The 22,790-nt window shown below is 64.9% G+C and carries 20 protein-coding genes; 7 read left to right on the top strand and 13 right to left on the bottom strand.

Annotated elements, in window-relative coordinates:
* Positions 1 to 66: 66 nt before the first annotated feature.
* The 3 genes from ICJ04_RS05620 (at position 67) to katG (ending at position 5,174) form a co-directional block, all read left to right on the top strand.
* The gene (locus ICJ04_RS05620; protein WP_188326560.1) at positions 67 to 2,043 is read left to right on the top strand and encodes an acyltransferase family protein; all 1,977 of its coding nucleotides are present in this window, start codon (positions 67 to 69) and stop codon (positions 2,041 to 2,043) included.
* 115 nt (positions 2,044 to 2,158) lie between these two features.
* Positions 2,159 to 2,791 (top strand): DUF937 domain-containing protein, encoded by a 633-nt coding sequence (locus ICJ04_RS05615; protein ID WP_188326559.1) that lies wholly within the window; start codon positions 2,159 to 2,161, stop codon positions 2,789 to 2,791.
* Between the two features lie 145 nt (positions 2,792 to 2,936).
* Positions 2,937 to 5,174: a catalase/peroxidase HPI gene (gene katG / locus ICJ04_RS05610; protein ID WP_188326558.1), complete on the top strand. Its 2,238-nt coding sequence runs from the start codon at positions 2,937 to 2,939 to the stop codon at positions 5,172 to 5,174.
* A 165-nt stretch (positions 5,175 to 5,339) separates the two neighbouring features.
* Here the strand turns inward: katG and ICJ04_RS05605 are convergent, their stop codons facing one another.
* Complete coding sequence (locus tag ICJ04_RS05605) at positions 5,340 to 5,747, bottom strand: RNA-binding S4 domain-containing protein (RefSeq protein WP_188326557.1); 408 nt, start codon at positions 5,745 to 5,747, stop codon at positions 5,340 to 5,342.
* Between the two features lie 179 nt (positions 5,748 to 5,926).
* Here ICJ04_RS05605 and ICJ04_RS05600 point away from each other — a divergent pair, with 179 nt between their 5' ends.
* The gene (locus ICJ04_RS05600) at positions 5,927 to 7,414 is read left to right on the top strand and encodes an MATE family efflux transporter (RefSeq protein ID WP_188326556.1); all 1,488 of its coding nucleotides are present in this window, start codon (positions 5,927 to 5,929) and stop codon (positions 7,412 to 7,414) included.
* A 320-nt stretch (positions 7,415 to 7,734) separates the two neighbouring features.
* Here the strand turns inward: ICJ04_RS05600 and ICJ04_RS05595 are convergent, their stop codons facing one another.
* The 7 genes from ICJ04_RS05595 to ffh form a co-directional block, all read right to left on the bottom strand.
* Complete coding sequence (locus ICJ04_RS05595) at positions 7,735 to 8,115, bottom strand: DUF6404 family protein (RefSeq protein ID WP_188326555.1); 381 nt, start codon at positions 8,113 to 8,115, stop codon at positions 7,735 to 7,737.
* A gap of 88 nt (positions 8,116 to 8,203) precedes the next feature.
* Positions 8,204 to 8,608: a 50S ribosomal protein L19 gene (gene rplS / locus ICJ04_RS05590; RefSeq protein ID WP_188326554.1), complete on the bottom strand. Its 405-nt coding sequence runs from the start codon at positions 8,606 to 8,608 to the stop codon at positions 8,204 to 8,206.
* Between the two features lie 158 nt (positions 8,609 to 8,766).
* A complete protein-coding gene (gene trmD, locus ICJ04_RS05585) occupies positions 8,767 to 9,540 on the bottom strand; it encodes a tRNA (guanosine(37)-N1)-methyltransferase TrmD (protein WP_188326553.1) in 774 nt (257 codons plus the stop codon).
* A complete protein-coding gene (gene rimM, locus ICJ04_RS05580) occupies positions 9,540 to 10,052 on the bottom strand; it encodes a ribosome maturation factor RimM (protein WP_188326552.1) in 513 nt (170 codons plus the stop codon). The genes trmD and rimM overlap by 1 nt, the downstream gene beginning before the upstream one ends.
* 43 nt (positions 10,053 to 10,095) lie before the next feature.
* The gene (gene rpsP / locus ICJ04_RS05575; protein WP_188326551.1) at positions 10,096 to 10,356 is read right to left on the bottom strand and encodes a 30S ribosomal protein S16; all 261 of its coding nucleotides are present in this window, start codon (positions 10,354 to 10,356) and stop codon (positions 10,096 to 10,098) included.
* A gap of 112 nt (positions 10,357 to 10,468) precedes the next feature.
* Positions 10,469 to 11,284 (bottom strand): aminotransferase class IV, encoded by an 816-nt coding sequence (locus tag ICJ04_RS05570; RefSeq protein WP_188326550.1) that lies wholly within the window; start codon positions 11,282 to 11,284, stop codon positions 10,469 to 10,471.
* A 13-nt stretch (positions 11,285 to 11,297) separates the two neighbouring features.
* Positions 11,298 to 12,674, bottom strand: a complete 1,377-nt coding sequence (gene ffh, locus ICJ04_RS05565) for a signal recognition particle protein (protein WP_188326549.1) — start codon at positions 12,672 to 12,674, stop codon at positions 11,298 to 11,300.
* Positions 12,675 to 12,919: 245 nt separating this feature from the next.
* Between ffh and ccsA the strand changes: the two genes are divergently transcribed.
* Positions 12,920 to 13,717: a cytochrome c biogenesis protein CcsA gene (gene ccsA / locus ICJ04_RS05560; RefSeq protein WP_188326548.1), complete on the top strand. Its 798-nt coding sequence runs from the start codon at positions 12,920 to 12,922 to the stop codon at positions 13,715 to 13,717.
* 29 nt (positions 13,718 to 13,746) lie between these two features.
* On the opposite strand, the gene radA is transcribed toward ccsA, so the two are convergent.
* Positions 13,747 to 15,129, bottom strand: coding sequence for a DNA repair protein RadA (gene radA, locus ICJ04_RS05555; RefSeq protein WP_188326547.1), 1,383 nt, complete (start codon positions 15,127 to 15,129; stop codon positions 13,747 to 13,749).
* Positions 15,130 to 15,307: 178 nt separating this feature from the next.
* Here radA and ICJ04_RS05550 point away from each other — a divergent pair, with 178 nt between their 5' ends.
* Positions 15,308 to 17,365 carry a bifunctional diguanylate cyclase/phosphodiesterase gene (locus ICJ04_RS05550; protein ID WP_188326546.1) on the top strand — a complete coding sequence of 686 codons (2,058 nt, stop codon included), beginning with the start codon at positions 15,308 to 15,310 and terminating at the stop codon, positions 17,363 to 17,365.
* 182 nt (positions 17,366 to 17,547) lie between these two features.
* Here ICJ04_RS05550 and cyoD read toward each other — a convergent pair whose 3' ends face one another.
* From cyoD to cyoA, 4 genes are read right to left on the bottom strand one after another with little or no spacing between them, the layout of a single operon-like run.
* On the bottom strand, positions 17,548 to 17,892 hold the full coding sequence (cyoD, locus tag ICJ04_RS05545; protein ID WP_188326545.1) for a cytochrome o ubiquinol oxidase subunit IV: 345 nt from the start codon (positions 17,890 to 17,892) through the stop codon (positions 17,548 to 17,550).
* Positions 17,892 to 18,530, bottom strand: coding sequence for a cytochrome o ubiquinol oxidase subunit III (gene cyoC, locus ICJ04_RS05540; RefSeq protein ID WP_188326544.1), 639 nt, complete (start codon positions 18,528 to 18,530; stop codon positions 17,892 to 17,894). The genes cyoD and cyoC overlap by 1 nt, the downstream gene beginning before the upstream one ends.
* Positions 18,527 to 20,524, bottom strand: coding sequence for a cytochrome o ubiquinol oxidase subunit I (cyoB, locus tag ICJ04_RS05535; protein WP_188326543.1), 1,998 nt, complete (start codon positions 20,522 to 20,524; stop codon positions 18,527 to 18,529). Before cyoB ends, cyoC begins: the two co-directional genes overlap by 4 nt.
* A 2-nt stretch (positions 20,525 to 20,526) precedes the next feature.
* Entirely contained in the window at positions 20,527 to 21,573 is a 1,047-nt protein-coding gene (gene cyoA / locus ICJ04_RS05530) for a ubiquinol oxidase subunit II (protein ID WP_188326542.1), read from the bottom strand.
* Positions 21,574 to 22,457: 884 nt separating this feature from the next.
* Here cyoA and ICJ04_RS05525 point away from each other — a divergent pair.
* On the top strand, positions 22,458 to 22,760 hold the full coding sequence (locus ICJ04_RS05525; RefSeq protein WP_188326541.1) for an addiction module antidote protein: 303 nt from the start codon (positions 22,458 to 22,460) through the stop codon (positions 22,758 to 22,760).
* Positions 22,761 to 22,790 lie beyond the last annotated feature (30 nt).

The raw sequence follows: 22,790 nt of genomic DNA, 5'->3' as shown, positions 1-22,790 counted from the left end.
TGTCTGCCACTTGTCCGGGAGGACCATCGCTCTGATCCTGCGGCATCGTCTGCCACGGAATCATCCATGTCCTATACGACACCACGCCGTGACAACGCTATCGACGGCCTACGCGCGCTCGCCGTCATCGCGGTGATTTTATTCCATGTCGACGCCACGCTGCTGCCCGGCGGCTTCACCGGCGTCGACCTGTTCTTCGTCGTCTCCGGCTTCGTCATCAGCCAATCATTGGCCTCACGGCCGAACGACCACGCGGGCCGCTTCCTGCTGGATTTCTATCGGCGGCGGGTGCTGCGCCTGCTACCGGCGCTGCTGCTGGTGCTGTTGGTTACCTTCCTGTTGTCCGCACTGCTCATTCCGCGTGCGTGGCGGAACGAGCAGTTCGACCAGACCGGCCTGGGCGCACTGCTGGGCGTCAGCAACTTCGTTCTGGCTTGGCAGGGGGGCGATTACTTCTCACCCGGTGCCGATCTCAACCCCTTCCTGCATACCTGGACGCTGGGGGTGGAAGAGCAGTTCTACCTGCTGTTCCCGCTGCTGTTCCTGGTCTGGCTGCGCGGCAGACACACACAGGCGTGGTCGCGGTGGCTGCTGCCGGTTCTCGCACTGGCATCGCTGTGCTTCGGCGCCTGGCAGACGCGTTCTGCGCCAGTGTCGGCGTTCTACCTGCTGCCCGCACGATTCTGGGAACTGGCCTCGGGCGCGCTGCTGTACCAGTTCGTCGCCACGCATCGGCTGGCCCCCCACTGGCAGGGCTGGGCGCTGCCGGGTCTGCTGCTGCTGGTGGTCGGTTTCCTGTTCGTACCGGAGTTGCTGTCCCCGGTCCCAGGGGTGATAGGCACCGTCGTCGGCACGCTGATGTTGCTTGCCGCGGCGACGGCGGCCGCGAGTGCCCAGCGCGCACAGCCGTTGCTGCGCGCGCTGCAGTGGCGTCCGCTGGCCTACCTTGGCCGCCTTTCCTACGGACTGTATCTGTGGCACTGGCCGCTGCTGGTGCTGCTGCGCTGGACCTACGGCATGCACGGCATCGCGTTGTGGGCCTATCCGGTGCTGTTGCTGATGCTGGCCAGCGCGTCCTACCACTGGGTGGAATGCCCGGTGCGCGCGGCAGGCTGGGGCAAACGCTGGCATCCCGGCAAGATCCTGCTCGTCGCAATGGCCGGGCTGGGTGTGTCCACGGCAGCCGCTTGGACCACCGTCCAGTACACCGACAGTCTTTCACTGAGCACCACCGGCGACGGCTACACCTGGCGGGCGCAGCGGCAACCGAAGTGGATGCCGGTTGAAACGATCGATGCACCTGCACTGGCGGGCCGCAATCTGTTCGTGGCCGGCGACTCGCACGCGGCGGCGTATCGCAACATGGTGAGCATCGCGGCGCGGCAGTTCGACCTCAACCTGCACATGGATGAGCGAGGCGGTTGCAGCATCGTCAATCTGTTGCGAGCCAGCAGCGACCAGTGTGCGCCGTACCTGGAACGGGTGCTGTCCGGGATCGAACGCGATGCGCGGCCCGGCGACATCGTACTGCTCGCGTCCCTGCGCATGCCGGAACTGCGCGATGTGGACTTCAGCGGTGGGGAGGAGGCAGCCTTTGCCACGCTGCGTAGTGAGCGCAGTGCGGCTGATGAAGCTGCAGCCGAGCGTGAGGCGAATGCTGTGCTGGCGCGACTGGAACCGCTGAAGGTGCAGGTCATCATTGATGCCCCCCTGCCGGTGTTTCGTTCGGCCGCTTACCGGTGCTCTGACGCTTTCAACCGGATGAATCCGGCCTGCGCCGGTGGGCTGAGCGTGCCCCGCGCACAGATGGAAGCACTGCGGGCCCCACAGATGGCACTGCTGCAACGCTTGGCCGCGCGGTACCCCGCCGTGCACATATGGGACCCCATGCCACTGCTATGCACAGCAGAGCGCTGCACGGCGATGGATGGCGAGCAGCCGTTGTTCTTCGATCAGGATCACCTCAGCGGGCACGGCAACCGGGTACTCCTGCCTGATTTCGACCGACTGCTGCTGCGGATTGGCCAAGGCACCGAGGAGTGACAGGGGCCAGGCTTGTGGTTGGCGTGTTCGAGCGCGGCGTGAGGCCTTCGCACCGGGCTAGTGCACGCAGCGCTATGCTCGGGCGGTTTCCCATCCACCGCCCAGGAGCTCCGCCATGAATGCTTCCTCGCTCACTTCCACTCTCCTCCAGCAACTGCAGCAGGGCCCTGCCCTGCAGCAGGTATCCAAGACGCTGGGCGTGGACAGCAACCAGGCAAGCCAAGCCATCCAGTCCGCCCTGCCGCTGCTGATGGGGGCGCTGGGCAACAACGCCAGCAACCCCCAAGGCGCGCAGTCGCTGCTGAATGCCTTGCAGCGAGACCATTCGACCGTCAGCGCGGCCGCTCCAGCGGCTGCGTCCGGTGGCCTCGATCTGGGGGGCCTGCTCGGTGCGGTGCTGGGCGGCGGCGGTGGCCAGGCCACCAACGGTGCAGGCATCCTCGGCCATGTGTTCGGTGGCCAAACGCCGCAGGCTGCCCAGTTGCTCGGCCAGAAAACCGGCCTGGACAGCGGCAAGTCCGGCCAGTTGCTCGCCCTGCTCGCGCCTATTGTCATGTCGTACCTGGCACAGCGTTTTGCACAGCAGGGCAATGCCGGCCAGCTGAGCCAGGAATTGGGTCAGGAGGCGCAGGCCTCCGGCATGGCCGGCGGTGGCCTCGCTGGGCTGCTGGATCAGGATGGTGACGGCAAGTTCGGTATCGGTGACGTCATGAAGATCGGCAGCGGCTTGTTCGGCAAGCGCCCCTGAGTCGATTGCGAAAACGCATGACGTGCAGGCCGTGTCCTATAGCCCAGACCTATCAGCATGGTTGAATAAATCGACTGTACCGATTGCGCGTGCGTGCTTAGGTTGGTCAGGTCGATCCTCCTCGCCAGTACACAGGTAGCTACCCATGAAAAGCGAAGCAAAATGTCCCTTCAACCATGCCGTCACTGGTGAAGGCACCACCAATCAGGACTGGTGGCCCAAGCAGTTGCGCGTTGACCTGCTCAACCAGCATTCCGCGCGCTCCAATCCGCTCGATCCGCAGTTCGATTACGCCAAGGCGTTCAATCAGCTCGACTACGCCGCCCTCAAGGCCGACCTCACGCAGCTGATGACCGACTCGCAGGACTGGTGGCCGGCCGACTTCGGCCATTACGGCGGCCTGTTCGTGCGTATGGCATGGCACAGCGCGGGCACGTATCGCGTCGGCGATGGCCGCGGTGGTGGTGGCCGGGGTCAGCAACGCTTCGCTCCGCTCAACAGCTGGCCGGACAACGTCAGCCTGGACAAGGCACGCCGCCTGCTGTGGCCGATCAAGCAGAAGTATGGCCAGGCCATCTCCTGGGCCGACCTGATCATCCTCACGGGCAACGTCGCGCTGGAGTCCATGGGCTTCAAGGTGATCGGCTTTGCCGGCGGCCGTGCGGACAGCTGGGAGCCGGACCAGGACGTCTACTGGGGTCGCGAAACCACGTGGCTGGGCGGTGACGAGCGCTACAAGCACGGGTCGGAAGGCGTGGAGAAAGCCGGCGGCGTACTGGTGTCCGATGACGATGCCGATGGCGATGTGCATTCGCGCAAGCTGGAAAACCCGCTGGCCGCAGTGCAGATGGGTCTGATCTACGTCAATCCGGAAGGTCCGGACGGCAACCCGGATCCGGTGCTCGCCGCGCATGACATCCGCGATACGTTCGGCCGCATGGCGATGGACGACGAAGAAACCGTGGCCTTGATCGCCGGTGGCCATACGGTCGGCAAGACGCACGGTGCCGGCCCGGCCGACAATGTCGGCGTTGAACCGGAAGCGGATGACCTGGAACACCAGGGCCTGGGCTGGCGCAACCGCTACGGCAGTGGCAAGGCCGGCGACACCATCACCAGCGGCCTCGAAGTGACGTGGACGCGCACGCCGGCGCAGTGGAGCAACGACTTCTTCGAGCACCTGTTCAAGTACGAGTGGGAGCTGACCAAGAGCCCGGCCGGCGCGCACCAATGGGTGGCCAAGGACGCCGAGGCGGTCATTCCCGATGCCTTCGATCCGTCGAAGAAGCACCGTCCGAGCATGCTCACCACCGATCTGGCGCTGCGCTTCGACCCCGCGTACGAGAAGATTTCGCGGAAGTTCCTCGACGATCCGCAGGCCTTCGCCGATGCCTTCGCACGTGCGTGGTTCAAGCTGACCCACCGTGACATGGGGCCGCGTGCGCGCTACCTCGGGCCGGAGATCCCGGCCGAAGAATTCGTCTGGCAGGATCCGGTGCCCGCCGCAACGCAGCCGCATATCGATGCCAAGGACATCGCCACGCTGAAGCAGAAGATCAGCGCAACCGGCCTGAGCATCGCCGAGCTGGTGTCCACGGCGTGGGCCTCGGCATCGACCTTCCGCGGCGGCGACAAGCGCGGTGGCGCGAACGGTGCGCGTGTTCGCCTCGCCCCGCAGAAAGACTGGGCGGTCAACCAGCCGCAGCAGCTCGCCAAGGTGCTGGCCGCACTGGAAACGGTGCAGTCCGAGTTCAATGGCCAGGGTGGACATCAGGTTTCATTGGCCGATCTGATCGTGCTCGCCGGCGGTGTCGGCATCGAGCAGGCCGCCAAGGCGGGGGGCCATGACGTCAGCGTACCGTTCACCCCGGGCCGTACCGATGCCCGCCAGGAACAGACCGATGTCGACTCGTTCGCGGTGATGGAGCCGGCGGCCGATGGCTTCCGTAACTACCTGAAGGGCCGTTACAGCGTCCCCGCCGAATCGTTGCTGATCGACAAGGCGCAGCAGCTGACCCTGACCGCGCCCGAACTCACCGCTCTGGTCGGTGGCCTGCGCGTGCTGGGCACGACGGTGGACGGCAGCAAGGACGGCGTACTGACCGACCGGCCGGGCACGTTGAGCAACGACTTCTTCGTCAACCTGCTGGACCTGGGCACGCAATGGAAGGCTGCAGGCGATGGCTATGAAGGCATCAGCCGCAGCGGCGGCACCGCGCGCTGGACCGCAAGCCGTGCGGATCTGGTGTTTGGCTCGCACTCGGTGCTGCGTGCGCTTGCCGAGGTATATGCCAGCAACGACGGGCAGAAGAAGTTCGTGCAGGATTTCATCGCCGCCTGGACGCGGGTGATGGAACTGGACCGCTACGACCTGCACGCGTAAGCCTGCGCAGTGCGGACGACAGGTACCGGTATGATGCCGGTACCTGTCGGCAAGGCCGGACAAGCGTGTTCGCTGATGCGGCGCGCGTCCGTGGTGCAGGTCCATTACGGTCACGTCATAGGTAGACGCGTCGGTTCCTGACCTATGCGGTTGACGCCATGAGTGCTAGATAGCGTCCAGATCACCCAGTGCACGGATCAACTTGCGCGCCCGCTTGTCCGGTTTGTGTTCCGGCGCCTGGTAGCCATCACGCGCGGCGATGCGCAGTGCCCGTTGTTCGGCACGCCGCGCCTTGGACGCCTCGGTTTCGACGTACAGCTGCTGCGCCACGGTCGCCGGCCCGCGTTGATCACTGAGCGCGGCCACCGCGATCTCGAAGTGCTCTTCGCCCCGCTCGATGGTCAGCTGCTCACCCACGCGCACCGCACGTGAAGACTTCGGTCGCTGTCCGGCCACGGCCACCTTGCCGGTGTCCACCGACTGCTTGGCGAGGCTGCGGGTCTTGAAGAAGCGGGCCGCCCACAACCAGATGTCCAGACGGACGCTGGGCTGCGGCAGGGAAAGCTCGGTCATCGACAGGGGTTGCTCCGTTCGCGGATTCAAGAAGATTATGCTCAGGACATGCGGGCTTCCCTCCAGCAATCAAGGTTCCCCCCGGCTACCTGCGGTGCCCATCGGTGAATGATTCACCGCCACATCCTGCAGACCCGCCAAGTGCTAGTGTTCGCGCACGTCCGTTCGATCTCCAGTCCATGGCAAAAGCGCCCCTTGACCTGACCTCCGGCCCGATCGGCCGCAACCTGCTGCTGTTCTCGCTGCCGATCCTGGCGGGCAACATCGCCCAGTCGTTGAATGGCTCGGTGAATGCGGTCTGGGTCGGGCGCTTCCTCGGCGAGGCCGCGCTGACGGCGACAGCCAACGCCAACAACATCATGTTCTTCCTGATCGGTTCGGTCTTCGGCATCGGCATGGCATCGACGATCCTGATCGGGCAGGCCATGGGCGCCAAGGACATCAGCCAGGCGCGTCGGGTGATGGGCACCAGCGCCACCTTCTTCATCGGCCTGTCGGTGGTGATCGCGGTGGCCGGTTGGTTCCTTGCGCATCCGCTGCTTTCCGCGATGGGCACGCCGGCCGAGTCGCTGCCCTTGGCCGAGGCCTACCTGAAAGTCATCTTCCTCGCGATGCCCACGCTGTACGCGTTCGCCTTCCTCAGCGCGGCCATGCGCGGTGCGGGCGATTCGCGCACGCCGTTCCGCTTCCTGCTGGTCTCGGTCGCGCTGGATATCGTGTTCAACCCGTTGCTGATCTTCGGCCTGGGCCCGTTGCCCGAGCTCGGCATCGCGGGTGCCGCGTGGGCGACCCTGATCGCGCAGACCCTGTCGCTGATTGCGTTGCTGCTGTACATGCGCCACAAGCGCCACGTGCTGTGGCTGGGTCGCAAGGATATGGCGCTGTTCAAAGTGGACCTGCCGATCCTGAAAGCGCTGGTGGTCAAGGGCGTGCCGATGGGCCTGCAGATGGTACTGATCTCGTTGTCGATGATCATGTTGATGACCATGGTCAACCAGTACGGCACCGATACCGCAGCGGCCTACGGCGCTTCACTGCAGCTGTGGACGTATGTGCAGATGCCGGCGATGGCGATCGGCGCGGCGTGTTCGTCGATGGCCGCGCAGAACGTGGGCGCGCTGCAGTGGGGACGGGTGCGCGCCACCGCGCGGCAGGGCGTGCTGTTCAATTTCCTGATGACCGGCGTACTGATCGCCCCGCTGATCCTGCTCGACCGCTACACGCTGGCGTTGTTCCTGCCGGACGGCAGCCAGGCGCTGGAGGCCGCGCGCCACCTCAACCACATCGCGGTGTGGTCGTTCCTGTTCTTCGGTGTCAGCTTCGTGATCTCCGGCGTGGTGCGGTCCACCGGCGCGGTGTTGGCGCCGTTGCTGATCCTGGCCGGGTCGTTGTGGGGCGTACGCGTGCCCTTCGCCGAACTGCTGCAGCCCTATCTGGGCGTGGATGCGATCTGGTGGAGTTTCCCGGCCAGTTCGCTGGTGTCGATGCTGCTGTCGCTGGCGTACTACCGCTGGGGTGGCTGGCGCAAGGCGCGGATGATGGGTGCCCCGGCGCAGGGCACGCCCGCCGAGGTCCCAGCCAGCCCGCCGTCCCCGGTCGCCGACCCGGATGCCGCGCTGGAGATGGCGGCACCGACGGCGGTGTCCCCGGCCGCCCCACCGCGCTGAGCCGCCGGTGGTACGCCACCACCGCCCGCGCCCACCGGATCCGGATCCGGGTAGAGCCGACTTCAGTCGGCTGCCCCATGCCCAGCTCCGGTAGAGCCGACTTCAGTCGGCTGCTCCATCGAAAAGCAGCCGACTGAAGTCGGCTCTACCGAGGCACGAGTCATCCCGCCGCGTCGACTTATCCCCGCCACGCCCATTTATCCCGCCGCGTAGATTTGCCCCGCCGCGCCGATTCATCCCGCCGTGCCGATTTGCCCCGCCGCGCCGAGTCATCCCGTCGCGTCGATTTGCCCCGCCGCATCACAGGGCGCGGCGCGATCTCAGTGGTTGATTTCGCTCCACAACGGGAGCCCAAGGCGCTGGCGCTGGTAGCGCAGCAGCAAGGCCATGCAGACGCCGAACAACAGCCCCGCCAGCAATCCCGCGGCCACCATCGTCGCGCCGGTCATGCCAGTGGTGCGCCAGAACAGCAGCCACATCGCCAGTCCCCAGCCGGCACCAAACCACAGGCCGGTGGTGAGCACGTTGGTGGCGAAGCTGGCCAGCACCGGCGGTGCCACGTCCCAGCCCAGTCGCCAGAACAGGCGGTATAGGGGCGGTGCGGACATCGCGCGTTTCGCACCGGCGGCATCCAGTTTCTGCAGGGCGCGCTGCACCTGCGGTGGGTAATGTTCGGGAATCAGGGGAGGTTGTGCATTCATCCCCCGAACATAGCGGCTCCTGCCACCCAAACGCAAACGGCCGCCCGAAGGCGGCCGTTGCGGCGACAACCGAAGTTGTCGACGGGTATTACTGGGCCTTGGCAGCCAGGCGCGCGGCCTTGGCCTGCGCAGCAGCAGCCAGATCTTCCTTGATGCGGGCAGCCTTGCCTTCCAGGCCACGCAGGTAGTACAGCTTACCGGCGCGGACCTTACCACGACGCTTCACTTCGACCGAGTCGATGATGGCGCTGTGGGTCTGGAAAACGCGCTCGACGCCGTAGCCGTGCGAGATCTTGCGGACGGTGAATGCGGAGTTCAGGCCACCGTTCTTGGTCGCGATGACAACGCCTTCATAGGCCTGCACGCGCTCGCGGTTGCCTTCCTTCACCTTCACGTTGACGACAACGGTGTCGCCCTGGCTGAACTTCGGCAGTTCACGGGTGATCTGGGCAGATTCGAAATCTGCGAGGATGGACTTGTTCAGCTTGCTCATTGGGTTACACCGATTCGTATGTTCGGGTGGGCGTGTCGATTGACAACGTAGGGCTCATGCAGTCACTGGACTGTGCTGCACGTTTGTTATGTGTAGTGCACGTCGGCGGTGAACGGCCGAGGTAATCCGCGATTCTAGCCCACTCCGGGGCCAGCGCGCTAGGGGTTTTGATCCGTTGGCGGGACCTGGCGGGCCAGCTCCTGCCTGCCCTGCTCCAGCAGCTTGCGATCCGCCTTGGACAAGGCAGTCTCGTCCAGCAGCTCCGGCCGCCGCTGTGCAGTGCGTACCAGCGATTGCTGGCGCCGCCAGGCAGCGATGGCCGCGTGATTGCCTGACCGCAGCACGTCCGGCACATTTCCCAGTGGATGCTGGGCCGGCTGGCTGAAATGCGGGCAATCGAGCAGGCCCAACTCCCCTTCGAAGCTGTCCTGGGCGGCGGATTCGGCGTCGTTCAACGCCCCCTCCTGCAGCCGGGCAACCGCGTCGATGATCACGGCGGCACCGAGCTCGCCGCCCGACAGCACGTAGTCGCCGAGGGATATTTCCTCGTCGACCTCGCCCTGCAGGAAACGTTCGTCGATGCCTTCATAGCGGCCGCAGAGCAGGATCATCCGCGGCAACGCCGCCAGTTCCCGCACCTTGGCCTGGGTCAGCGGCCGTCCCTGCGGGCTGAGGTAAATCAGCCGCGCCGGCGTCGGATCTGCCGCCCGCACCGCCGCCAGACACGCCTGCAACGGTTCGATCAACATCACCATGCCGGGGCCACCACCGAACGGACGGTCGTCCACCCGGCGGTAATTGCCTTCGGCGTAATCACGCGGATTCCAGCCATGCAGGCTGAAAAGCTGCTTTTCCTGTGCCCGTCCGACCACGCCCAGCCCAGCGGACTGGGCGAGGAATTCAGGGAACAACGTGATGACGTCGAACCGCATCAGAAGTCGGGATCCCAGTCGACCACGACCAGATTGGCGTCGAAGTCCACCGATTTGACGAACTCCGGCAGCACGAACGGAATCATCCGTTCACGGTCGCCGCGGGTGACCAGCACATCGTTGGAGCCGGTGGAAAACAGGTGCGACACCTGGCCCAGCGACACGCCCTCGACGGTTTTCACGTCAAGGCCTTCCAGATCGACCCAGTAATACTCATCGGGCTTCGGCGGCGGCAGCGCACTGCGGGCCACGTAGACCTCGGTGCCACGCATCGCTTCGACCACATCGCGGTCGTCGACGTCGGGGAACCGTGCGATCAGATGCTTGCCGGTGTCGCGTCCGCGCACGCCGGTCAGCGTCGATTCCTGCCCAGAGGGGCTGCGCACGATCCACGGTTGGTAATTGAAGATGGCGGAACGTGGCTCGGTAAACGACTCGAGCTTTATTTCGCCGCGCACACCAAAAGCGCCGGCAACCCTGCCCAGCAGGATCCGGCGCTCGATATCTTTCATCTGCGTAGGCCAGACGGGCCGCGCGGGGCGCGGCCCTTCATGATCAGGCCGCAGCGGCCTGGGACTTGGACGCTTCCTTGATCAGGTTGCGCACCTTGTCGGTCGGCTGGGCGCCGTTCTTGACCCAATGGTCAACGCGGGCCAGGTCCAGCTCGATACGCTTCTCGGCGCCCTGGGCAACCGGATTGTAGAAACCAACGCGCTCGATGTTGCGGCCATCACGGGCGCTACGGACGTCGGTCACGATGATGTGGTAGAAGGGACGCTTCTTGGCGCCGCCGCGGGTCAGTCGAATCTTGACCATGGTGTATTTTCCTATGTAACCCAGTCGCCAGGATGGCGCGGTAAGCCGGCGATTATAGCGGCAGCTTTCGTCCGCGCCAACCCCAGCGGACCTTTCCGGGCTGAATGGGCTATCAGGCCGGAGGGCGGGACGGCACCGCTTGCTCGTCCAGTGATTGCCAGGCAACGGCGGCCATGACGCTCCGGGCCCGTTCGGCCAAGGCGATGGAATCCGGCAACAGACGCCCGTCAATGCCACCCAACGGCCAGATGCCGCTCGCGTTGCAGGCAAACGCCGCCGTGGCCGTGGCCAGTTCCGCCGCGTGATAGGCGCGCTGCACCTGAGGCCCCTGCCAATGCGCCTGCAGCAGTGCCTCGGCCGTACCGCGCAAGGCCGGCGCCTGCGGCCACACCAGCTGCTCGCCATCGAGAAATGCCACATTCCAGGTGGTGCCTTCACTGACCAGACCATCCGCGGTCAGGAACAGCGCATCGTCGAAGCCGCCCGCCATGGCATCGCGCCGCTGCTGGAACAGGCCGAACGTCCCCACGTGCTTCAGGGCCGGCAGCTCACGCTGATAGCCGATGCTGCGCACCGCGCGCACGGCGGCCAACTGCACCGGCGCCCCCACGGCCACCAGGACGTCCACCGGCACGGCCGCCAAGGGTTCGCGGAAATCGAAGGCGCGGGAGAATACGGTGACCCGCATTGAAGCGTCCGCCATCTCCCTGTGTTCAACCGCATACGCCATCCAGCGCCGCACCTGCTGCGCCTCCAGCGTCGTGCCGAACAGCGTGCCGGTGGCCTGCACCAGACGGTGCAGGTGCAGGTCCAATCCCTGCACCGCGCGATCGCGCACCTGCAGCGATGTGAAGTGACCGTAATTGACCAGCGCGGCGGACAACGCGGCGGCGTCTGCCGGCTCACCGTTGCACCAGACCGCGCTCATCACCGGGCGATGATCAGCGGAACGGCAGGCCGCGGCCGCCCATGGCGCCCATCATGCCCTTCATGCTTCGCATCATGCCCTTCATGCCGCCGCCGGCCATCTTGCTCATCATCTTTTCCATCTGCATGTACTGCTTCATCAGCTTGTTCACGTCAGACGGCTGGGTGCCCGAGCCGCGCGCGATGCGGGCGCGGCGCGAACCGTTGAGCAGGCCCGGATTGCGGCGTTCTTTCTTGGTCATCGAGCCGATGATCGCGATCATCCGCGGCACTTCCTTGCCCTGGCTGACCTGCTGCTTCAGGTGCTCCGGGATCTGGCCCAGGCCCGGCAGCTTGTCCATCAGGCCGCCGATGCCGCCCATGTTCTGCATCTGCTCCAACTGGTCACGCATGTCGTTGAGGTCGAACTTCTTGCCCTTGGCGACCTTCTCGGCCAACTTCTGGGCTTTGTCCTTGTCGACCTGCTGTTCAACCTGCTCCACCAGCGACAGCACGTCGCCCATGTCCAGGATGCGGCTGGCGATACGGTCGGGATGGAAGACATCCAGGCCGTCGGGCTTTTCGCTGACACCAACGAACTTGATCGGCTTGCCGGTGATGTGGCGCACGCTCAGCGCAGCACCGCCACGCGCATCACCGTCGGTCTTGGTCAGCACCACGCCGGTCAGCGGCAGCGCATCGCCGAAGGCCTTCGCGGTATTGGCCGCATCCTGGCCGGTCATGGCATCGACCACGAACAGGGTTTCCGCCGGATTGACCGCTGCGTGCAGGGCCTTGATCTCGGCCATCATCGCTTCGTCGATCGCCAGTCGGCCGGCGGTATCGACAATCAGCACATCGACGAACGACTTGCGCGCATCGTCGATGGCCGCGCGGACGATCGCTTCCGGCTTCTGGTCGGCGCTGGACGGGAAGAACAGCACCCCCACCTGGTCGGCCAGCGTCTTCAACTGCTCGATAGCGGCCGGACGGTAGACGTCGGCCGACACCACCATCACCTTTTTCTTGCGCTTTTCCTTCAGGTGCTTGGCCAGCTTGCCCACCGTGGTGGTCTTGCCCGCACCCTGCAGGCCGGCCATCAGGATGATCGCCGGCGCCGGCACATTGAGATTCAGCTCGCTCGCTTCAGCGCCCATCACCGCGGTCAGCTCGTCACGGACGACCTTGATCAGCGCCTGGCCCGGGGTCAGCGACTTCAACACTTCCTGGCCGACCGCGCGCTCTTTGATGCGCTCGATCAGGGCCTGCACGACCGGCAGGGCAACGTCCGCTTCCAACAGCGCGATGCGTACTTCGCGGGTAGCGTCGCGGATGTTTTCCTCGGTCAGGCGGCCACGGCCACGCAGGCGCTCGATGGTGCCGGAAAGGCGCTGGGTCAGGGACTCGAACATGCGATGCAACCTGTCTGGAACGGGGAACAATGAGGCATACAGTATAGCCGGTCCGGGAAACGGGACCGGTAGCGCCGGGCCGTGCTTGGCGGACGCTGTGCGGGATTGTGGTGCCTGACGCAGGCCGCGCTTCGCGCTCGCCGACCATGCGTCGGCGCTACCGGGGTTCGGGGCCTCGGTGCCGCCGCCCCGGGTGCGACCGACGGGTCGTCGCTACTGTGCTGGGGGTGTGCGAAACTTCTACGATGACAATCGTTCTCATCGCTGCCCTGCTCTATCTGACCGCTTCCGTGATGCTGGTGCGCGCGGTCGGCAGCGATGCGCCCCGCCCCGGTCGCGGCTGGGTGTGGGCGGCGGTGCCGGCCACCTTGCTGCATGCTGGCTACCACGTGCAGGTGGCGCTGCAGAATGCCGGCGGTCCGGACATGCACTTCTTTGCCGCACTCTCACTGGTGGGCCTGGGCATGGCCGGCCTGACCTCGCTGGTCGGTGCGCGCGGGCGCATGGCGGCGCTCGGCGTGGTCGTGTTCCCCTTGGCCGCGCTGCTGCTGGCCGCGTATCACGGCTATGGACACGAACCAAGCCGGGAGCTGGGCTGGCGCTTGGCCAGCCATGCCTGGCTGGCCCTGCTGTCCTACGCCACGCTCAGCATCGCCGCCCTGCTGGCCATCATGCTGTGGCTGCAGGAACGCGCCCTGCGCCGCCGCGAGTTCCGTCCGTGGCTGCGCGCCCTGCCGCCGCTGGCCGATCTGGAATCACTGCTGTTCCGGGTGATCACCGTGGGCTTCGCCCTGCTGACCCTGACGCTGGTCACCGGCGTGCTGTTCGTTGATGACCTGCTGGCACAGAAGCTGGTGCACAAGACGGTGCTCAGCGTGCTCTCGTGGCTGGTCTTCGGTGTGCTGCTGATTGGCCGTCGCCGTTACGGCTGGCGCGGGCTGAAGGCCGTGCACTGGACCCTCAGCGCGATGCTGCTGCTGTTGCTGGCGTTCTTCGGCAGCCAGTTCGTGATCGAACTGGTATTCGGGCATACGACCCGCTGACGCAGCGGGTCGTATGCCACGCATTACCGCTACTGCGCAGCAGCCTCCAGCGCTTCGGACAGCCGCTCCACGGCGATCACTTCCATGCCCTTCACTGCCCCGCCCTTCGGCGCGTTCGCCTTGGGCACGATGGCGCGTTTGAAGCCGTGGGTGGCCGCTTCACGCAGGCGGTCTTCGCCATTGGGCACCGGACGGATCTCGCCGGACAAACCGACCTCACCGAAGGCGATGGTCTTTTCCGCCAGCGCGCGATCCTGCAGGGACGACAGCACCGCCAGCAGCACCGGCAGGTCCGCCGCGGTTTCCTGCACGCGGATGCCGCCGACCACGTTGACGAACACGTCCTGGTCGCCCACCACCACACCACCGTGGCGGTGCAGCACCGCCAGCAGCATCGCCAGCCGGTTCTGTTCCAGCCCCACCGCCACGCGGCGCGGATTGGACAGCGGCGAGGAGTCCACCAGTGCCTGCACCTCCACCAACAACGGGCGGGTGCCCTCGCGGGTCACCATCACGCAGGAACCGGGCTGGCGCGTACTGCCGCCGGACAGGAAGATCGCCGACGGATTGGAGACCTCTTTCAGGCCCTTGTCGCCCATCGCGAACACGCCCAGTTCGTTGACCGCGCCGAAGCGGTTCTTGAACGCCCGCAGCAGGCGGAAGCGGCTGCCGCTCTCGCCCTCGAAATACAGCACCGCATCCACCATGTGCTCCAGCACGCGGGGCCCGGCAATGCCGCCCTCCTTGGTGACATGCCCGACCAGGAACACGGCCGTGCCGGTCTCTTTGGCAAAGCGCACCAGCCGCGCGGCGCTCTCCCGCACCTGGCTGACCGACCCCGGTGCGGCAGTCAGCGATTCAGTCCACAGCGTCTGGATCGAGTCGGCCACGATCAGCCGCGGCTTGGCCTTCCCGGCATGCTGCAGGATGGTTTCCACGCAGGTTTCGGCCAGCGCGTTGACGCCTTCCAGCGGCAGTTCCAGACGGTGCGCACGGCCGGCCACCTGTGCCAGCGATTCTTCGCCGGTGACGTACAGCACCGGCAACTCGGCCGCCATCAGGGCCACCGCCTGCAGCAACAGAGTGGACTTGCCGATGCCGGGATCGCCACCGACCAGCACCACTGCACCTTCCACCAGGCCGCCGCCGAGCACGCGGTCGAACTCGCCGATACGGGTGCTGACCCGGATGTGGTCGGTCTGCGCCACGTCCTTCAGCGCGGTGACCTTCGGCGGGTCGATCTTGCCGGCCCAGCCACTGCGCCGTGACGCCGGTGCGCCGGCAGCGGCCGCGCTTTCCACGACGATCTCCGACAGCGTGTCCCAGGCCTTGCACTCGGTGCACTGACCCTGCCATTTGCTGTAGTCGGCGCCACATTCGCTGCAGACGTAGGCGGTACGGCTCTTGGCCATGATGATTCCGATTGCGCGTTGGACGGCGAGCATAGCCGAGCGCCGTCGCAGGTGCTGCGACCGGGCGACCTGACCGTCACCTGACCCGTCGTGTGAGGCCACGCTCAGGTTGAAGCCGGACCGGTCGATAAGATACGCGCCGCCTTGCCCGCACCCCCACGTTTCCCAAGGATTCCCCATGACTGGCAGCTACAGCCAGAGCCTCGTCCTGTTCTCGCTGCTGGTCGCGATCCTTGCGTCCTATACCGCGTTGGACATGGCCGGACGACTCGCGACAACCCAGGGGCGCGTGGCGCGCTGGTGGCTGGCCGGCGGCGCGACGGCAATGGGCCTGGGCATCTGGTCGATGCACTTCATCGGCATGCTCGCCTTCAAGCTGCCCATCCCGATCGGCTACGACCTGGCCATCACGTTCTATTCGCTTGCCGTGTCAGTGGGCGCTTCCGCGTACGCGCTGTGGCTGGTCTCACGCCCGCTGCTGCCGACCCACCGCCTGGTCGCCGGCGCGGTGCTGCTCGGGCTGGGCATTGCGACCATGCATTACCTGGGCATGGCGGCGATGCGCATGCAGCCGGGCATCGACTACGACCCGCTGTGGTTCACCGCCTCCATCCTGATCGCCATCGGGGCCGCCGGTGCGGCGCTGTGGATCGCCTTCCGCCTGCGCGCCGAGCGGCGCAACACCCGCAGCCTGCGTGGTCTGGCCTCGCTGGTGATGGGCGTGGCCATCGTCGGCATGCATTACACCGGCATGGCCGCCGCCCGCTTCCCCGCCGACAGCCTGTGCGGCGCGGTGATCGATGGCGGCATTGATGCGCAGTGGCTGGCAGTGCTGGTGATCGTCACCACGCTGGGCACCATCGGCATCGCGCTGGTCGCCTCGCTGTTCGACCGGCAGATGCGCGAACGCACCGGCCTGCTGGCCGAGTCGCTGGAACGCGCCAATGACAAGCTGCTGCAGGCCGCCCTGCACGACCCGCTGACCCAGCTGCCGAACCGCTCGTTGCTGCAGGACCGCATCGAACAGTCCATCGAAAAGGCACGTCGCCGCCACCATGGCGTCGCGGTGATGTTCTGCGACCTGGACGGCTTCAAGACCGTCAACGACGCCTACGGCCACCAACTGGGTGACCGCCTGCTGGTGAAAGTAAGCCAGCGCATCGGCTCGTTGTTGCGACCGCAGGACACCTTGGCGCGCCTGGGCGGGGACGAGTTCGTGATCGTGCTGCCCGTCGACGAACCGGACGATGCGGTGGTGGTGGCAGAGCGGATCATTGCCGCAGTGGGCAAACCCTTCAGCATCGAGTCGGCCGAACTGCAGGTCACTGCCAGCCTGGGCATTGCGTTGTATCCCGACGATGCCAACGACGAGCGCCAGCTGATGGCCAACGCCGATGCGGCGATGTACCACACCAAACAAGGCGGACGGAACGGCTATACGTTCTTTACGCCGTCGATGCAGGTCAGTGCGAACCGCCAGTTGCGGCTGCTGCAGGACCTGCGCCGCGCGACCGACCGCGGCGAGCTGCTGCTGCACTACCAGCCGAAGTTCATGGCCTCCGGCGCACCGGCCGTGGGCGCCGAGGCCCTGCTGCGCTGGCAGCACCCGGAGCTGGGGATGCTGGGACCGGATGTCTTCATTCCGATCGCAGAGCGCAGCGGGCTGATCCTGCCGATCGGTGATTGGGTGCTGGACCAGGCCTGTGCGCAGCTGCGTGCGTGGCACGACGCCGGCCATCCGCACTGGACGATGGCAGTGAACCTGTCCCCGCTGCAGTTCGCCGCCCCCGGCCTGGTGGAAACGGTGAAGGAGACGCTGCAGAAGCACGGCCTGGAAGCGGACCGGCTGACGCTGGAGATCACCGAAACCACGGCGATGAAGAACGTGGAAACCAGCCTGCAGATCCTCAATGCGTTGACCGGGCTGGGCGTGCGGATCTCCATCGATGATTTCGGCACGGGGTATTCCAGCCTGCTGTACCTAAAGCGCATGCCCGCGACCGAACTGAAGATCGACCGCGCCTTCGTGCGCGACCTGGAGCAGAACGCGGAAGACGCGGCCATCGTGTCATCGATCGTGGCGCTGGGCCGTTCGCTGCAGCTGAAAGTGGTGGCCGAGGGCGTGGAGACGGCGGGCCAACGCGATTACCTGAGCAACCTGGGCTGCGACCAGTTGCAGGGCTATCACCTGGGCAGGCCGATGGCCGCCGAGGATTTCCTGCGCAAGGTGGGATAAGCCACCGGGCCGCTGCGCTCGCCGAGCATGGCTCGGCGCTACCGATGAACACACCAGGCACCGTGCACGGTAGAGCCGACTTCAGTCGGCTGCTCGTCCCAGACCGATGAAGCGCATCACCCAAAGCAAAAGGCCACCCCGAGGGGTGGCCTTTCGCGTTCTGCGGCAACGTCGAGTGGACGTCAGTGCATCATGTGCACGTTCATGTTGTGCATGACCCACAGGGTGCCGGCGACGATGATGCCGATCACCACGACGGTGAACACCGCCGCGTTGACGTTCCAGCGGCTCTCCGACGAGCGGTCCAGGTGCAGGAAGAACACCAGGTGGACCAGCATCTGCAGGACCGCCGATACGGCAATCACCACACCACTGACGGTGCGCGAGAAGTCACCCGACATCACCACCCAGAACGGGATGACGGTCAGGATCACCGCCAGCACGAAGCCGATCAGGTACGACTTGACGCTGCCGTGGCTCTCGCCGCCGGTGCCATGCGCGTGGTCGTGTGCGTTGTCATGTGCCATTACAGCGCTCCGTTGAGGTAGACGACCGAGAACACGCCGATCCAGATCAGATCCAGGAAGTGCCAGAACAGGCTCAGGCACGCCAGGCGGGTCTTGTTGGTCGGGGTCAGGCCGTTCTGCTTGACCTGGATGAACATGACCAGCAGCCACAACAGGCCCGCGCTCACGTGCAGGCCGTGGGTACCGACCAGGGCGAAGAACGCCGACAGGAAGGCACTGCGGTCCGGGCCGTAGCCCTGATGGATCAGGTGGTTGAACTCCCACACTTCCATGCACATGAAGCCGAAGCCCAGCAGCCAGGTGATGCCCAGCCACAGGTACAGCTGACCGACCTTGTTCTTGTGCATGGCGATCATGCCCAGGCCGAAGGTCAGCGAGGAGGTCAGCAGCAGCGCGGTTTCCCACGCGACGAACGGCAGCTCGAACAGATCGCCCGGGCCGGGGCCGCCGTCGGTACCACCGACCAGCACCACGTAGGTGGCGAACAGCGAAGCGAAGATGAGGCAATCGCTCATCAGGTACACCCAGAAACCGAAGACGGTGTTGCCGCCGGTGTCGTGGTGCTCGTGGTCGTCATGGCCATGGGCCGCCGCGTGTGCGGCGTGCCCGTGGTTCACGGTAGGGGTATGGGTGCTCATGCCTTCAGCTCCGACTTCACCAGACCCTGGGCAACCAGGTGCTTGCGGTGTTCGTTTTCAATGCGCTCCACCTCGGCAGCCGGGACCCAGTAGTCCACGTCCTTGTCGAAGGTGCGGTAGATGAACGTGCCGATCATGCCGACCAGTCCGATGATCGCCAGCCACCAGATGTGCCAGATCATCGCAAAGCCGAACACCATGCTGAAGGCACCGATGACCACGCCCGTGCCGGTGTTGCGCGGCATGTGGATGTCGGTGTACTTGGCCGGCTTCGGCCAGGCTTCACCGCGCTGCTTGCGGGCCCAGAAATCGTCCAGCTCGGTGACCTGCGGCAGCGTACCGAAGTTGTAGAAGGCCGGCGGCGAAGAGGTTTCCCACTCCAGCGTACGGGCATCCCACGGATCGCCGGTCAGGTCCATGTTCTTCTTGCGGTCGCGGACCGAGATGAAGATCTGGATGACCTGGCACAGGATGCCGGCACCGACGATGAAGGCACCGCCCGCAGCGATCAGCAGCAGCGGCTCGTAGGCCGGGTTGACCGTGCTCTGCAGGCGACGGGTCATGCCCATGAAGCCCAGCACGTACATCGGCATGAAGGTCACATAGAAGCCGATGAACCAGCACCAGAACGCACACTTGCCCCAGAACTCGTTGAGCTTGTAGCCGAACATCTTCGGCCACCAGTAGGTGATGCCGGCGAACATGCCGAACACCACGCCGCCGATGATGACGTTATGGAAGTGGGCGATCAGGAACAGGCTGTTGTGCAGCACGAAGTCGATGGCCGGGATCGCCAGCATCACGCCGGTCATGCCGCCGATGACGAAGGTGATCATGAAGCCGATGGTCCACAACACCGGAGTGGTGAAGTGCACGCGACCGCGGAACATGGTGAACAGCCAGTTGAAGATCTTCACACCGGTGGGAATGGAGATGATCATCGTCGTTATGCCGAAGAAGGCATTGACGTTGGCACCCGAGCCCATGGTGAAGAAGTGGTGCAGCCACACGATGAAGGACAGCACGCCGATGGCGGCCGTGGCGTACACCATGCCCTTGTAGCCGAACAACGCCTTGCGCGAGAACGTGGCGATCACTTCAGAGAACACGCCGAAGGCCGGCAGCACCAGGATATAGACTTCCGGGTGACCCCAGATCCAGATCAGGTTGATGTACAGCATGGCGTTGCCGCCACCGTCATTGGTGAAGAAATGCGTACCCAGGTAACGGTCCAGGGTCAGCAGCACCAAGGTGATGGTCAGCACCGGGAAGGCGGCGACGATCAGGATGTTGGTGATCAGCGCCGTCCAGGTGAAGATCGGCATCTGCATCAGCTTCATGCTGGGCGTACGCATCTTCAGGATGGTAATGAAGAAGTTGATGCCGCTCAGCGTGGTGCCCAGGCCTGCGACCTGTAGACCCCATATGTAGTAGTCCATGCCGACGCTTGGACTGTACTCGATGCCAGACAAAGGCGGGAACGCCAGCCAGCCGGTAGCGGCAAACTCACCGATCCACAGCGACAGCATGATCAGCACCGCACCGGACACGAACAGCCAGAAGCTGAGCGAGTTCACGAACGGGAACGCGACGTCGCGCGCACCGATCTGCAGCGGCACGGCCAGGTTCATCAGGCCGGTGATCAGCGGCATCGCCACGAAGAAGATCATGATCACGCCGTGGGCGGTGAAGATCTGGTCGTAGTGATGCGGCGGCAGGTAGCCTTCGGACCCGCCGACGGCGAGCGCCTGCTGGGTACGCATCATGATCGCGTCGGAGAAACCACGCAGCAACATGACGAAGGCGACGATGAGGTACATCACGCCGATCTTCTTGTGATCCACCGAGGTGAACCACTCCTTCCACAGATAGCCCCACAGCTTGAACTTGGTGATCAGGGCAACAACGCCCAGACCGCCAAGCATCGCGCCGATCAACGTCGTCAGGACGATCGGATCGTGGGGGATCGACTCAATAGAGAGCTTACCCAGCATGTTCATTCTCCCGAGCCCTCGTGGCCGGCGTGGCCCGCGTGCTCGTGTTCGTTGGTGTTGGCGTCGAGGTTCTCGCCAGACGCCTTGGACTCGTGGTCGTCCATGGGGGCGTGGCCCTCATGCTCTTCCTGCGTGCCCGCATCGGCTGCAGCGGCACCCGGGTGCGCGTGCTTCATGCCGTAGTGCCGGTTATCGCCCATGTGCTTGGCGATGACCCAGTCGAACAGGCCTTCTTCCACCTGACCGTAGTAGGTGACCGGATGCCAGTCCGAATTGCGCTCTTCGCCCAGCGCCTTGAACGTGTCCTTGTTCAGGCTGTTGCCCTGCTCGGCACGCACCTGGTCCACCCACGCACGGTATTCCGGCTCGGTGACCGAATGGGCCGTGAAGTGCATCTTGGCAAAGCCCGCACCACTGTAGTGCGAGGACATGCCCGGGAATTCACCGGTCTCGTTGGCGATCAGGTGGAGCTTGGTCTCCATCGCGGCCATCGAGTAGATCATGCTGCCCAGGTGCGGAATGAAGAACGCATTCATCACCGTATCGGACGTGATCTTGAAGTTCAGCGGGGTATCGACCGGGAACTTGATCTCGTTGACCACGGCGATCTTTTCTTCCGGATAGACGAAAAGCCACTTCCAATCGAGCGAGATCGCCTCGATGACGACCGGCTTGACGTCCGATTCAATCGGGCGATACGGGTCCAGCGCGTGCGAGGAGCGCCAGGTCAGCACGGCCAGCACCAGCACGATCATGCAGGGGATCGACCAGACCACCACTTCGATCGCGGTGGAATGCGACCAGTTCGGCTCGTAACGGGCCTTGGTGTTGGAAGCGCGGTACTTCCAGGCGAACGTCAGGGTCATGATGATGACCGGGACGACGACCAGCAGCATCAACACGACAGCCGTGATCAGCAGGGTCTTCTCATCCTGGCCGATCTGGCCCTTCGGATTCAGGATGGCCGTGTTGCAGCCGGTGAGAAACACCGCCAGTGCGAACAGCAGGCCCGGACGCAAACAGCGTCCAAGGGTTTTCAACGGAATCATCGGTCGATCCAATTGCGAGGGAATGCCACCCCGCCCTGCCCAGTCCGGCAAAAGCCGGCCCGACCTGCCAAGGATCGACGGGTTCGGAGAACGGGGGAAGAGTCAGCCTTTCAAGTTTAGGCCGTCACCGACCATTTAAGAAAGCCATTGACATTGATCTGACGCAGAATTCGACGTTTTCGGCATGCGACACGTTGTCGCAGCGTCGATTTTGCGGGCATTCCGCCGGGTAGTGACGGCCGCTGGCCGTCAATCTCCCGCTGGCCACGCACGAGCTGAGCCACACGGCACCCTACCCGCAACCCCCATCCCCCGCAACGGAAAAAAAGCGGCGGATCGGGAAGACCCCATGCAACGCCCAGCCCCGAACCGGGTAGCCGCCGCACCATCCGCCGTGCCCGAACAAGGAGGGCAAAAGGCAATGACCGCCTCCTGACGGAAGCGAAACGGCCATTGCCGGCTGGAGGAGCTGCTTCCAGCACCCCCATCCTGTCTATCGGCGACACAGGCGTACATGAGGAAAGTTGCGAAGTGCGCTGGGAACTGTCCGGAACGGCATTCCTGGCTGGCATGAACCCACTGCGCCACTGCAGGGATGCGGGGTTTCCCGATTTTCCTCTACTGAACGGACGCCGATTCTGCAGGAGCGGGAATCCCGGGCGCACGAGGTGGCATCACCACGCTTGCGAAATGTATCCACAAGGATACAATTCGTGGCAGTCATCACACAGACTACGGCGCTCGCCACTTGGCTTCGGTTGCTGCGAGACCGTCGCGCAAAGGCGATCATCATTGACCGTAATGACATCGACAACGCAAGACGACTGGCATCACGCCTCTGATCGCGCTGCTTTGCCGACGTGCGACCGACGGGAAATCGACCTATGAGCAGAACCCACATCATCCCTTTCGACGCAGCAGCGTTTCTGGACAGCGACGAAACCATTGCGACCTACCTCACCGAGGCATTGGCCTCCGGCGACACGACACATTTCCAGGAAGCACTGCAGACGGCGGCGCGCGCCCGCGGCATGTCGACCATCGCCGACGCCTCCGGCCTCGGACGCGAAAGCCTGTACAAGGCACTCAGGCCCGGCGCCCACCCCCGGTTCGAAACAGTACAGCGGGTGCTCGGTGCGCTGGGCGTCACCCTGCTGATCAAGCCCGGCAGCCCGGCAGTGACGTGACGCAGAACAACGCCGTACCGTATACAACGC

This window comes from Stenotrophomonas sp. 169 (assembly GCF_014621775.1).
Taxonomy (GTDB): Bacteria; Pseudomonadota; Gammaproteobacteria; order Xanthomonadales; family Xanthomonadaceae; genus Stenotrophomonas.
The sequence above is the reverse complement of the archived record's forward strand: the minus strand, read 5'-3'. Positions and strand labels throughout refer to the sequence as shown.